The sequence below is a fragment of the Kosakonia sp. LAM2021 genome (assembly GCF_016620385.1).
In the GTDB taxonomy this organism is placed as follows: domain Bacteria; phylum Pseudomonadota; class Gammaproteobacteria; order Enterobacterales; family Enterobacteriaceae; genus Kosakonia; species Kosakonia sacchari.
The window spans coordinates 384,760-398,309 of sequence record NZ_JAENHT010000001.1 but is presented as its reverse complement, the minus strand read 5'-3'; the positions used below and the strand labels follow the sequence as shown (position 1 = coordinate 398,309).

Annotated in this window: 11 protein-coding genes; 9 read left to right on the top strand and 2 right to left on the bottom strand. The window is 53.5% G+C overall.

Going from position 1 to position 13,550, the window contains the following annotated elements:
- Positions 1 to 31 precede the first annotated feature (31 nt).
- The 9 genes from JKP81_RS01825 to yejF all read left to right on the top strand — a co-directional run bounded on the left by JKP81_RS01825 (position 32) and on the right by yejF (position 11,666).
- Complete coding sequence (locus tag JKP81_RS01825; RefSeq protein WP_200550390.1) at positions 32 to 1,498, top strand: mannitol dehydrogenase family protein; 1,467 nt, start codon at positions 32 to 34, stop codon at positions 1,496 to 1,498.
- Positions 1,499 to 1,618: 120 nt separating this feature from the next.
- Positions 1,619 to 2,599, top strand: coding sequence for a GTP-binding protein (locus JKP81_RS01820; RefSeq protein ID WP_200550389.1), 981 nt, complete (start codon positions 1,619 to 1,621; stop codon positions 2,597 to 2,599).
- A gap of 40 nt (positions 2,600 to 2,639) precedes the next feature.
- Positions 2,640 to 3,341, top strand: coding sequence for a phosphatase PAP2 family protein (locus JKP81_RS01815; protein ID WP_200550388.1), 702 nt, complete (start codon positions 2,640 to 2,642; stop codon positions 3,339 to 3,341).
- Positions 3,342 to 3,764: 423 nt separating this feature from the next.
- Complete coding sequence (gene mepS / locus JKP81_RS01810) at positions 3,765 to 4,328, top strand: bifunctional murein DD-endopeptidase/murein LD-carboxypeptidase (RefSeq protein ID WP_017458539.1); 564 nt, start codon at positions 3,765 to 3,767, stop codon at positions 4,326 to 4,328.
- A 158-nt stretch (positions 4,329 to 4,486) separates the two neighbouring features.
- Positions 4,487 to 6,043, top strand: a complete 1,557-nt coding sequence (locus JKP81_RS01805) for a cyclic di-GMP phosphodiesterase (protein ID WP_200550387.1) — start codon at positions 4,487 to 4,489, stop codon at positions 6,041 to 6,043.
- A 94-nt stretch (positions 6,044 to 6,137) separates the two neighbouring features.
- The gene (locus JKP81_RS01800) at positions 6,138 to 7,946 is read left to right on the top strand and encodes an extracellular solute-binding protein (protein ID WP_200550386.1); all 1,809 of its coding nucleotides are present in this window, start codon (positions 6,138 to 6,140) and stop codon (positions 7,944 to 7,946) included.
- Between the two features lie 9 nt (positions 7,947 to 7,955).
- Complete coding sequence (locus JKP81_RS01795) at positions 7,956 to 9,050, top strand: microcin C ABC transporter permease YejB (RefSeq protein WP_200550385.1); 1,095 nt, start codon at positions 7,956 to 7,958, stop codon at positions 9,048 to 9,050.
- Positions 9,050 to 10,075 (top strand): microcin C ABC transporter permease, encoded by a 1,026-nt coding sequence (locus JKP81_RS01790; RefSeq protein WP_200550384.1) that lies wholly within the window; start codon positions 9,050 to 9,052, stop codon positions 10,073 to 10,075. The genes JKP81_RS01795 and JKP81_RS01790 overlap by 1 nt, the downstream gene beginning before the upstream one ends.
- A 1-nt stretch (position 10,076) precedes the next feature.
- Positions 10,077 to 11,666 carry a microcin C ABC transporter ATP-binding protein YejF gene (gene yejF / locus JKP81_RS01785; RefSeq protein WP_200550383.1) on the top strand — a complete coding sequence of 530 codons (1,590 nt, stop codon included), beginning with the start codon at positions 10,077 to 10,079 and terminating at the stop codon, positions 11,664 to 11,666.
- A 1-nt stretch (position 11,667) separates the two neighbouring features.
- On the opposite strand, the gene JKP81_RS01780 is transcribed toward yejF, so the two are convergent.
- Positions 11,668 to 12,012, bottom strand: coding sequence for a YejG family protein (locus tag JKP81_RS01780; protein WP_200550382.1), 345 nt, complete (start codon positions 12,010 to 12,012; stop codon positions 11,668 to 11,670).
- Positions 12,013 to 12,347: 335 nt separating this feature from the next.
- The gene (locus JKP81_RS01775; protein ID WP_200550381.1) at positions 12,348 to 13,541 is read right to left on the bottom strand and encodes a Bcr/CflA family multidrug efflux MFS transporter; all 1,194 of its coding nucleotides are present in this window, start codon (positions 13,539 to 13,541) and stop codon (positions 12,348 to 12,350) included.
- Positions 13,542 to 13,550 lie beyond the last annotated feature (9 nt).

Genomic DNA, 13,550 nt, shown 5'->3' with positions numbered 1-13,550 from the left:
TGTTAATTATTGGTTAATCAGGTGTATATAGATGAAGACAATCGCCTCCGTAACGCTGCCCGCCAGCGTGCAGCAACCCCAGTATGACCGCACACAACTGCGCTCGCGAATTGTGCACTTTGGTTTTGGCGCATTTCATCGCGCGCATCAGGCGCTGCTGACCAACCGGGTGCTGAACGCGCAAGGTGGCGATTGGGGGATCTGTGAAATCAGCCTGTTCAGCGGCGATATGCTCATGTCTCAGTTACGCGAGCAGGATCATTTATACACCGTGCTGGAAAAAGGGGCGGAGGGGAACCAGCCGATAATCATTGGTGCGGTGAACGAATGTCTGAACGCGAAACTTGATTCTCTGCCCGCCATCATTGAAAAATTTTGCGAACCGCAAGTGGCGATTGTTTCCCTGACGATTACCGAAAAAGGCTATTGCATCGATCCTGCCAGCGGCAAACTGGATCTGCAGCAGCCGCGCATCGCACACGATCTCCAGCATCCGGGCGAACCGCATTCAGCGCCAGGGATTCTGGTTGAAGCACTCTCCCGTCGCCGTGAACGCGGGCTGCCGCCCTTTACCGTGCTCTCCTGCGATAATATTCCCGATAATGGTCATATTGTTAAAAATGCCGTACTCGGAATGGCGCAAACCCGCTCACCGGAACTGGCGCAGTGGATAGAGGAGAATGTGAGCTTTCCGGCCACCATGGTGGATCGCATTGTTCCGGCGGCAACAGATGAATCACTGGCGGAAATTGGCGAAGCGCTGGGCATATTTGATCCGTGCGCCATCAGTTGTGAGCCGTTCATTCAGTGGGTAATTGAGGATAATTTCGTCGCCGGACGTCCCGAATGGGAAGTGGCCGGCGTACAACTGGTTCAGGATGTACAGCCGTGGGAGCAGATGAAGTTACGCATGCTTAATGGCAGCCACTCTTTTCTGGCCTATCTCGGCTACCAGGCAGGCTTCGCGCATATTAATGATTGCATGCAGGATGACGTCTTCCGCACGGCAGTGCGCCGCCTGATGCTCCAGGAACAAGCCCCGACGCTGCGCATTACCGGCGTTGATCTCACCGCTTATGCCGATAGCCTGATCGACCGTTTTTCAAACCCGGCGCTGAAGCACCGTACCTGGCAAATCGCCATGGATGGCAGCCAGAAGCTGCCGCAGCGTATGCTGGATGGTGTTCGGGTGCATTTGCAACGCGAAACGCCGTGGCCGCTGTTAGCGCTGGGCATTGCGGGCTGGATGCGCTATGTCAGCGGCGTGGATGACGCCGGTAACAGCATTGATATTCGCGATCCGCTGGCGGATAAAATTCACGCGATTGTTGAAACCAGCAGCGTCGATGAACGCGTAACGGCCCTGCTGACACTGAAAGAGATTTTCGGTAGCGACCTGCCGCACAACCCGACGTTTGTTAATGCCATTAATCGCGCATGGCAGACGCTCACCACCGAAGGTGCGCATGCTGCGGTGAAGCGCGCACTCGATAATTAACAATTTCTGCTACTTAAGCGGACGGTTAGTGCTTTTACGCCGTCCGCGCCCTTCTCTTTTCGCACTTTTTTCGCCAGGATCGTCAGTCACCCTTACATTTCGTTGACGCCTGGAGCACTTGTGACCAAAACCAACCTCATCACCGGCTTTCTCGGAAGCGGCAAAACCACGTCGATTTTGCATTTGCTGGCCAATAAAGACCCGCAGGAAAAATGGGCCGTGCTGGTGAATGAATTTGGTGAAGTCGGCATTGATGGCGCGCTGCTGGCTGACAGCGGTGCGCTGCTTAAAGAGATCCCGGGCGGCTGTATGTGCTGCGTGAATGGCCTGCCGATGCAGGTGGGTCTCAATACATTGCTGCGCCAGGGGAAACCTGACCGCTTATTGATTGAACCGACAGGCCTGGGCCACCCAAAACAGATCCTCGATATGCTCACCGCGCCGGTGTATGAGCCGTGGATAGACCTGCGCGCAACGCTCTGCTTGCTCGATCCCCGCCAGTTACTGGATGAAAAAGCACTTACCAACGAAAACTTTCGCGACCAGTTAGCGGCGGCAGATGTCGTTGTCGCCAATAAACAAGATCGCGCCACGCCGCAGAGCCAGCAGGCACTGGAGACGTGGTGGACCGAGTTTGGTGGCGATCGCTTACAGGTTAGCGCGACCCAGGGCGTAATTGACGGCGCACTGCTTGATCTTCCTCGCCGTAACCTGCGTGAGCTGCCTTCAAGTGCCGCGCATAACCATGCCCATGGCGAGAAAAAAGGTCTCGCGGCATTAAGCTTGCCGGCACACCAGCGCTGGCGCCGCAGCCTTAACAGCGGTCAGGGCCATCATGCCTGTGGCTGGATTTTTGATGAAGAGACGGTGTTTGACACCATCGGTTTGCTGGAGTGGGCGCGGCTTGCGCCGGTTGAACGCGTTAAAGGGGTGATGCGCATTCCGGAAGGGTTGCTGCGTGTTAACCGCCAGGGGCAGGATCTGCATATCGAAACGCAAAACGTCGCGCCCCCGGACAGCCGTATTGAACTGATCACCGCCTCGGAGGCGGACTGGAATACACTTCAGTCCGCTTTGTTGAAGCTTCGTTTAAGTGAGTAACACTAACGTTGCCGCCGTGTTAATTGAAGACAGACTCGTAATGAAAACTCGTTTACCGCTCATTTTACTGTTGAACGCCGCAGGACTGGCGCTATTTATTTCCTGGTACTTACCCGCTAACCACGGTTTTTGGTTTCCGCTGGACGCCGCAATGTTCCATTTTTTCAACCAGGGTCTGGTGGAAAACCGCGCTTATTTGTGGCTGGTGGCGCTAACCAATAACCGCGCCTTTGACGCCTGCTCGCTGGTGGCGATGGGCTGTTTAATGCTCTCTTTCTGGTTAAAAGAGGATGCGACCGGCCGACGCCGTATTCTGATGACTGGCCTGACAATGCTGCTGATAGCCGTGGTGATTAATCAACTGGCGCAGCATCTGATGCCCGTCAAACGCGCCAGCCCGTCGCTGTTCTTTACCGATATTCACCGGGTTAGCGATTTGCTCGACTTCCCCACCAAAGACGCCTCGAAAGACAGCTTCCCTGGCGATCACGGCATGATGCTGCTTATTTTTGCTGGTGTAATGTGGCGATATTTTGGCCGAAAAGCGTTTGGGGTTGCCCTGATTATTTTTGTGGTTTTCGCCTTCCCGCGCGTGATGATTGGCGCACACTGGTTTACTGATATTGCTATCGGTTCTCTTTCGGCTGTTTTGATCGGTCTACCGTGGTGTTTGCTAACACCACTTAGCGACAAAATTATTTCTGCCTTTGATCATTTCCTGCCCGGAAATAACAAAATTTAAACAACTTTCGATTATCAATAACACGCATTCATCAGGGATCGTTTTCGATTCCTGATGCGTAATCCCGGCTTTTCCCTAATTTTGTCATTTTCTCGTCACGCCAATCTGCCTATAAAAGAGCAATTTGCACGCTATTTAAGCTAAATTGATTATTTTTTATTCAATCCTGAAAATTCACTTTCTGTATCATAATTTCTTATAAAAAATTAAAGAAAACCGCTCGCCATGCCGAAGATGTTCAGGTAACCTCGGTTCGTCTTGTCGCAAAGAGTGCTCTTTTTCTCATTGCGCGTAAATTTGTGCGTTCTTCCACAAAATTACGTCAGAGCATTTGTCTCGATGCATTCAGATAATTAATCTCGCTGCGTTGGCATTTTTTATAACGATATTTATCGTTAAGGACTTCAAGGGAAAATAAGCAACATGGTCAAATCTCAGCCGATTTTGAGATATATCGTGCGGGCGATACCCGCGATTGCAGTAGCGGTTCTGCTTTCAGCTTGTTCTACAAATACCGCAAAGAACGTGCATTCTGAGACGCTTGCTGTGGGCGAAGACAACTCTTCACTGCAAGCCTCTCAGGATGAATTTGAAAATATGGTTCGTAATCTGGACGTCAAAGGCCGAATTATGGATCAATATGCTGACTGGAAAGGCGTTCGCTACCGTTTGGGCGGCGACACCAAAAAAGGCATCGATTGTTCCGGCTTTGTGCAGCGCACCTTCCGTGAACAGTTTGGTTTAGAACTGCCGCGTTCCACCTGGGAACAGCAGGAAACAGGCAAGTCCATCTCGCGCACCAGTTTGCGCACAGGCGACTTAGTTCTGTTCCGCGCGGGTTCGACCGGCCGACACGTTGGCATTTATATTGGTAATAACCAATTTGTTCATGCTTCCACCAGCAACGGTGTCATGATTTCAAGCATGGATGAGCCGTACTGGAAGAAGCGCTACAATGAAGCGCGACGCATCCTGACACGCAGCTAATTGCTTAATGCTGGTTTTCCCTTGGCTGGCGTTAAGTATAAAAAAACACTGCTCCGGCAGTGTTTTTTTATGTCTGCGTTATGCTATACGAATCTTTTCAGGTTATAGTCCGACTCTATTACCACGCCGCCCCGAGCACCTACAATGGGCCCAACGCCATGTTCACCCGCCATTTTTCCGTTAATCGAAAAATTTTGCTGACCAGTCTGCTTATCGGTCTGTTTTCAGCATTAATCGCGAGTGGCTGTCAGTTTTGGTTCGAACAACAACGGCGGGAAGCCCGATACGATACGCTGCTGGCTAATATGCAGTCCTGGCTTTCGGACTATCTCAACGATATCCGCGCCACTGCCGAATCGCTCCAACCACTCACGCTGAATGATTGCCACGCCGTCGCCAGTGAGCTTACTTCCCGCGCCGCCTTCAGCATGAACGTGCGCGCTTTTTTACTGGTAAAAGATCGCTACGCCTTTTGCTCCTCGGCCACCGGCGAGATGAGCCTTGCGATGAAAGATCTGGTACCGGAAATCGATCTCGATAAAACCAGCGATATGGTGTTTTTACCCGGAACCCCGATGATGCCGGATAAACCCGCCATTGCACTCTGGTTTCGCAGCCCATTACTGGATCATCGGGGCGTATTCGCTACGCTGAATATCAATCTGACACCCTACAGGCTTTACACCTCGCAGCAGCCGGATCTAACCGGCATCGCCCTGGGTATTGGCGATCGGACTGTCTCCACGTTTTCCAGCGGGCTTATTAACCTGAGCAATATGCCTCAGTCCCCTTTTCTGACCACCCGGATTGAAGGTTCGCCAATCACACTTTATCTCTACGCAGAAAAGTGGCGTCCGGAAGATATACAATTCGCCGCGCTGCTGGGAGCCACATTTGGCATGCTGGCAGCATTGCTGAGTGCCTTCATTCTTAATACGCAATTGCGCCCCGGCAGAGAGATCCTCACCGCGATTAAGCGCGACCAGTTTTATGTCGTTTATCAGCCCGTTATCGGCGCGAAAGATTTAAAAGTGACGGGTATCGAAGTGCTGATGCGCTGGCGGCATCCCACCGCAGGAGAAATATCGCCTGACGCTTTTATTCACTTTGCCGAAGCGCAGCAGCTTATTGTGCCGCTGACATTGCATCTGTTTGATCTCATTGCTCGTGATGCGCCGGTATTACAAACACTGCTCCCGCCGGGCGCAAAAATGGGCGTTAATATCGCGCCTGGCCATTTGCATGCCGCCAATTTCCTTGACGACATCCGCGACTTCGCCCACTCCCTGCCCCCGCACCACTTCAACATCGTGCTGGAAATCACCGAGCGGGATATGCTGCGCTATACGGAAGTGACCAAACTGTTTGATTCGCTGCGCAACGAAGGTTATGAAATCGCTATCGACGATTTTGGTACCGGACACAGTGCATTGATCTATCTGGAACGCTTTACGCTTGATTATCTGAAAATCGACCGTGGTTTCGTTAACGCCATCGGCACAGAAACCGTGACATCGCCGGTGCTTGACGCTGTCCTCACGCTGGCCAAGCGGTTAAATATGCTCACGGTTGCCGAAGGTGTTGAAACGCCAGAACAAGCCAGGTGGCTACGCGAACACGGCATTCATTATATGCAAGGCTATTTCTTCAGCCGACCGCTGACGCTGGAGCAATTTGTCGCATGGCATCCGCCAGAGTTCACCACAATGCTTTAGCGTGAATAATTTCACATCAGACCAGGCCTCCCTTATTATTCAATGATAAGTAGTTAGCGAGCCTGTCGCGTTGCAGGTCAAAGGAACACACCGGATGAAGTTTGTGCGCATTTCAGCTTTATTGCTGGCTTTTGTCGGCCTGACATGTCAGGCGCAAACCATAAAAGAGAGCTACTCATTTGCCGTTATTGGCGAACCCAAATACGCGATTAATTTTTCCCATTTTGATTACGTCAATCCCGCCGCGCCTAAAGGCGGTAACGTCACGCTGTCCGTCATTGGCACGTTTGATAACTTCAACCGCTACGCATTACGCGGGAACCCAGCGGTGCGCACTGAAGCGCTCTACGACGCCCTGTTTACCACCTCGGACGATGAGCCCGGGAGCTATTACCCGCTGGTCGCGGAAATGGCGCGCTACGCCGATGATTATTCGTGGATGGAGATCAGCATCAATCCGCGGGCAATATTTCATGACGGTTCACCCATCCGCGCCAGTGACGTCGCCTTTACCTTTCAGAAGTTTATGACCGAAGGCGTGCCGCAGTTCCGCCTGGTCTATAAAGGCACGACCGTCAAAGCCATTTCGCCGCTGACCGTGCGTATTGTGCTGGCGAAACCGGGTAAAGAGGACATGCTCAGCCTGTTAACGCTGCCCGTTATGCCGGAGAAATTCTGGAAAGATCATAAGCTGAGCGATCCGCTCGTCCAGCCGCCGCTGGGCAGCGGTCCCTATCGAATCAGCACCTGGCGTATGGGGCAATATATTGCCTATACCCGCGTTCGCGATTACTGGGCGGCAAATTTGCCGGTGAATCGGGGGCGCTGGAATTTCGATAATATTCGTTACGACTACTACCTCGATGACAACGTGGCGTTTGAAGCTTTCAAAGCGGGCGCTTACGACCTGCGCAGCGAAGGCGATGCGAAAAACTGGGCGACGCGCTATATCGGCAGCAATTTCAGCCGGGGATATATCGTTAAAGATGAGCAGCCAAACACCTCCGCACAGGACACGCGCTGGCTGGCATTTAACACCACGCGTCCGGTATTTAGCGATCGCCGCGTGCGCGAAGCCGTATCGCTGGCCTTTGATTTTGAATGGATGAACAAAGCGCTGTTCTACGGAGCATACAGTCGCGCCAACAGCTATTTCCAGAACACCGAATATGCGGCGCGTAACTATCCTGACGCCGATGAACTGACGCTTCTCGCGCCGCTAAAAGCGCAAGTGCCGCCGGAAGTCTTTACCTCCATTTATTCGCCCGCGAAATCAAACGCGGACGGCTATGACCGTGAAAACCTGCTGAAAGCCGATAAATTGCTCACTGAATCCGGCTGGATATTGAAAAATCAGCAGCGCGTTAACGCGAAAACCGGCAAGCCTTTCACCTTTGAACTGCTGCTGCCCTCCGGCGGCAATACGCAGTGGGTTTTGCCGTTTCAGCACAACCTTGCTCGGCTTGGCATCAATATGGATGTGCGCCAGGTCGATAACTCGCAGGCCACCAATCGTCTGCGCAGCCGCGACTATGACATGATGCCGAGTCTGTGGCGCGCGCAACCGTGGCCGAGCGGCGATTTGCAGATATCCTGGAGCTCGCAATACATTGACTCTTCGTATAATGCTGCCGGTGTCAAAAACCCGGCGGTCGATAATCTTATCGGGCAGATCAACCACTGGCAGGGAAACAAAGAGAAGTTACTTCCGCTCGGACGCGCGCTGGATCGCGTGCTGACCTGGAACTTTTACATGCTGCCAATGTGGTACATGGCAGCCGATCGCGTCGCCTATTGGGATAAGTTTTCCATGCCCGGCATTCGCCCCGTCTACTCGCTTGGGTTCGACACCTGGTGGTATGACGTAAACAAGGCGGCGAAACTGCCCGCTGCCAGACGTTAAGGAGAAGAGATGGGCGCGTATCTCATTCGCCGGTTATTGCTGATCATTCCTACGATTTGGGCAATTATCACCATCAACTTTTTTATCGTGCAGATTGCTCCCGGCGGCCCGGTCGATCAGGCTATTGCGGCTATTGAGTATGGCGATCAAAGCAACCTCCCCGGTAGCGGCGGCATGGGCGCCACACATGCACGCACAGGCGTCGGCGATGCGTTGAGCAATAACAGCCACTATCGCGGTGGTCGCGGCCTCGATCCACAAGTGATTGAAGAGATCAAAAAGCGCTACGGTTTTGATAAACCGATGTACCAGCGCTACTTCAAAATGCTGTGGGATTATGCGCGTTTCGACTTTGGCGACAGCCTGTTTCGCAGCGCGTCGGTGTTGCAGCTGATTAAAGACAGCCTGCCGGTTTCGGTGACCATTGGCCTGTGGGGTACGCTAATTATCTATCTGGTGTCGATTCCCCTTGGCATTCGCAAAGCGGTCTATAACGGTAGCCGCTTTGATAGCTGGAGCAGCGCGCTGATTATTGTCGGCTACGCCATTCCACCTTTTCTGTTTGCCATCTTGTTGATTATTTTCTTCGCGGGAGGCAGCTATTACGACTTCTTCCCGCTACGCGGGCTGGTGTCGACCAATTTCGACACGTTGCCGTGGTATAAGCAAATCACCGACTACTTGTGGCACATCGCGCTACCGGTGCTGGCAACCGTGATTGGTGGTTTCGCCGCGCTGACCATGCTGACCAAAAACTCCTTCCTTGACGAGATCCGCAAGCAGTATGTGGTGACTGCGCGTGCCAAAGGTGTCAGTGAGCGCAATATTATGCGCAAACATGTGTTCCGTAACGCCATGCTGCTGGTGATTGCCGGTTTCCCGGCGACATTTATCAGCATGTTTTTTACCAGTTCGTTGCTGATTGAGGTGATTTTCTCCCTTAACGGGCTGGGGCTGTTGGGTTATGAAGCCACCGTCTCGCGGGACTATCCGGTGATGTTTGGCACACTCTATATTTTCTCTTTGATCGGCCTGCTGCTGAATATCCTCAGTGATATCACCTATACGCTGGTGGATCCGCGAATCGATTTCGAGGGGCGCTGATGATTCAATTAAGCTACATCAACCGGGCGCGCTGGGCGCGTTTTCGCCATAACCGCCGTGGCTACTGGTCGCTGTGGATTTTCCTGGTGATTTTTATTCTGAGTTTGTGTGCCGAGCTGGTGGCTAACGATAAGCCTCTGCTGGTGCGCTATCAGGGGCACTGGTTCGCGCCCGTGGTGAGAGATTACAGCGAAAGCGACTTTGGCGGTCCCTTCGCCACACCTGCTGATTACCAGGATCCGTGGCTGCAAAAACAGCTTGAAGAGCACGGATGGGTGCTGTGGGCACCGGTGCGTTTTGGTGCGCGCAGCATCAACTACGCCACCACGCAGCCCTTCCCTTCCCCGCCTTCGGCGCAAAACTGGCTCGGTACCGATGCGAACGGCGGAGATGTGCTGGCGCGACTCCTTTACGGCACGCGCATCTCGCTACTGTTCGGTTTAATGCTAACCCTCTTTTCCAGCGTTATCGGTATCCTGGCCGGTGCGGTACAGGGTTATTACGGCGGTAAAATCGATCTACTCGGTCAGCGCTTTATTGAAGTCTGGTCAGGATTACCGACGCTGTTTTTAATCATCTTACTTTCGAGTGTGATCCAACCTGGCTTCTGGTGGCTTCTCGGCATCACGGTGGTGTTCGGCTGGATGACGCTGGTGAGTGTCGTGCGGGCCGAATTTCTGCGTACACGTAATTTCGACTATATCCGCGCCGCGCAGGCCATGGGCGTGGGCGATCGGGGCATTATCCTGCGTCATATGCTGCCCAATGCGATGGTCGCGACGCTGACATTCCTGCCTTTTATCCTTTGTGGCTCGATCGGCACGCTCACTTCGCTCGATTTCCTCGGCTTTGGCCTACCGCTCGGCTCACCGTCGCTCGGCGAATTGCTATTGCAGGGCAAAAATAATTTACAGGCACCGTGGCTGGGTATCGCCGCATTTGTTTCTACCGCGCTGCTGCTTTCGCTGCTGATTTTTATTGGCGAAGCCGTGCGCGACGCGTTTGACCCCAATAAGGCGGTGTAAAATGGCGACTCCCCTGCTCTCTGTCGATGCGCTGAGTATTGCCTTTCGCCAGCGTGATACGCTGCATCCTGTCGTTAATGATCTCTCCTTACGGATTGAGGCGGGCGAAACGCTGGCGCTGGTGGGCGAATCCGGTTCCGGTAAAAGCGTTAGCGCGTTATCGATCCTGCGCCTGCTCCCTTCACCGCCGGTGGTTTACCCTTCCGGCGATATCCTGTTTCATGGCGATTCGTTATTGCATGCCAGCGAAAGAACCTTGCGCGGCGTGCGGGGTAATAAAATCGCCATGATTTTCCAGGAGCCGATGGTCTCCCTGAACCCGCTGCATACGCTGGAAAAACAGCTCTATGAAGTGCTCTCGTTGCATCGTGGTATGCGGCGTGAAGCAGCGCGGGCAGAAATTCTTGATTGCCTGGATCGCGTGGGCATCCGCAACGCCCGCGCGCGCCTGGGCGATTTCCCGCATCAGCTTTCCGGTGGCGAACGCCAGCGCGTGATGATCGCGATGGCGCTGCTTACGCGTCCTGAACTGTTGATTGCCGATGAGCCGACGACCGCACTTGATGTCTCCGTGCAGGCGCAAATCCTGACGTTATTGCGCGAGTTGCGCGATGAGCTGAATATGGGGCTGCTGTTTATCACCCACGATTTAAGCATTGTGCGTAAGCTGGCGGACAATGTGGCGGTGATGCAAAATGGCCGCTGTGTCGAGCAAAACAGTGCACATAGCTTGTTCAGCGCACCGACGCATCCGTATACGCAAAAGCTGCTCAATAGCGAGCCCAGCGGCGAGCCCGTCGCCCTTCATCCCGATGCACAACCCTTGTTGCAGGTCGAAAATCTCGCCGTTAGCTTCCCTGTTCGCAAAGGGATCTTTAAGCGCGTGGTGGATAACAACACGGTGGTGAAGGACATCAGCTTTACGTTGCGCCCCGGTGAAACGCTCGGCCTGGTGGGGGAATCCGGTTCGGGGAAAAGCACCACCGGATTAGCGTTGCTGCGTCTGGTGGCCTCGCGCGGGACGATCCTGTTTGATAACAAACCGCTGCATCAATGGAACCGCAAACAGATGCTGCCGGTGCGCCATCGCATTCAGGTGGTCTTTCAGGATCCGAACTCATCCCTGAACCCAAGGCTGAACGTGCAGCAAATTATCGAAGAGGGGCTGCGGGTGCATCACCCGGAGCTCTCGCGTGAACAGCGCGAACAGCGTGTGATCGAGGTGATGCGTGAAGTCGGGCTGGATGCCGAAACACGGCACCGCTTCCCGGGTGAGTTTTCCGGCGGCCAGCGCCAGCGTATCGCTATCGCCCGTGCGCTGATCCTCAAACCTGAGCTGATAATTCTTGATGAGCCGACATCGTCGCTGGATCGCACGGTGCAGGCGCAAATTCTCGCGCTGCTGAAAGCCTTACAGGAAACCTACCGGCTGGCGTACATCTTCATTAGCCACGACCTGCAGGTTGTGCGCACCTTGTGCCATCAAGTGATTGTGCTGAAAGAGGGTGAAGTAGTGGAGCAAGGAGAGTGCCGGCGTGTGTTTGATGCGCCTGCCCAGGCGTATACACGCCAGCTTCTGGCATTAAGCTAAATCAGAAAGGATTTTGTCCTGAGAAGGGTTCCGCGATGGCAACGCCGAAATTTTTCAGGCGGCACGTCGCGGCAAATTCATCCTCGCAGTTGACGAACAGGCACGGTTCCCCTTCGCACTCAAGCACGGAGCAATTCACTTCGATATCGCTCAGCGCCTGGCTGAGCTTGTGCATGACGGGCCATGCGTTGTCGCCATCCGGACTCAACAGTTTTAAGGCGACAAGCGTGTCGTCCGCTGACTGACCATTTTGCGGAATCGGTTCAACTTTGGCACCTGCAAAACCATCTGACCAGCGATAGCACTGGGGCAGACGGTGGATGATGGAGAGCTGTAATGTATTCACGTTCTTTCCCCGGAAGTACTTTTACTTCACAAATATTTCACACCTATATTAACACACTATTGACAATTCATCCTGTCAACCACACAGAAATGACGGATTCCCGCGTAGCGTGTGGGGTAGTCACTCATTTATCAGGATATTATGGGTAAGCGACAGGCCCGGTTTCGGGGTATATGTACCCGTTTCTGCGATCTAACTCAACCTTTTTCACTACAATGATGTGACTTTTTACACGAACGGATTTTACATAAAATAAACAAATGCGTGGAATGGTAAGTTGTTTCTGGTTGACATGTATCAAAAAAGGGAGCGTTTTTGCTCCCTGTTCAGGTAGGTTACGCCGGTTTTTTCGCCCGGCTGGCGTAGAGATAGAAAAGAATCGAGCAGGTAGCGCAGAAGGTAATTGACCAAATCATCGGCCAGGCGGTGTTAAAGGTCGCCATCGATAGCAGAGCACCCACAATGGCACCAATGCCAAAACGGAACGTCCCCGCCAGCGATGAGGCCGTGCCCGCCATGTGCGGAAACTCATCCAGGATCACCGCCATCGCGTTTGAAGCCACCAGCGCAACGCAGCCGACAAACGCCGCAACGCCCAGCACCAGCGACCAGAAACCGACATCCAGCAGTGCAGTCACCACCATCCACAACGCCATGGCAAATTGCACCCACAACCCGCTGCGGAACATGTTCAGTGCGCCGACGCGGCGAACGATACGACCATTAATCATCGTCGTCACAAACAGGAACACAATGTTCAGCGCAAAGTAGTAACCAAAGTCCTGCGGCGAGATATGGTTAATTTCGATATAGACAAACGGTCCGGCGCTGAGAAAAGAGAACATACCAGCAAAGCTGAAACCGCTCGCCAACATATAGCTCAGCACGCGTTTATGGCGAAACAGCGACGCGAAGTTGCCAAGTGTGGTGCGGAAATGAAATTTTTGCCGTTTTTCAACCGGAAGCGTTTCGCGGATAAAAAAGACAATCATTGCCGAGACCAGCAATGCAGCAATCGCCAGGATCCAGAAAATGGCGTGCCAGTTGAACCAGACCAATACTGCGCCACCGATCATCGGTGCCAGCAGCGGCGCAATGGTGGTCACCAGCATGACAAACGACATCATGCGGGAGAACTCCTCACGCGGATAGATATCGCGCATTAGCGCGTTAATCACCACGCTTGCCGCAGCCGCCGCAAGACCATGAAAAAAGCGCATGGTAATCAACTGCTCAATGCTCTGCGCCAGCGCACAGGCAACGGCAGCGGCGGCAAAAACCAGCGTACCGCCGAGAATAACCGGCTTACGCCCAATGCTGTCGGCCATCGGCCCGTATAACAACTGGCCGACCGCAAAGCCCAGAATATAGGTGCTCAGCGTCATCTGCGCGCTGCCCGCCGGAACGCCAAACTGTTCGGCAATCACCGGTAGCGCGGGCAGATACATATCGATGGATAACGGCATCAGCATGGCCAGCAGGCCAAGAATAAACACAATGCTCAGTGATGAGTGTGGCCTGCGGGTCACGTAAATCTC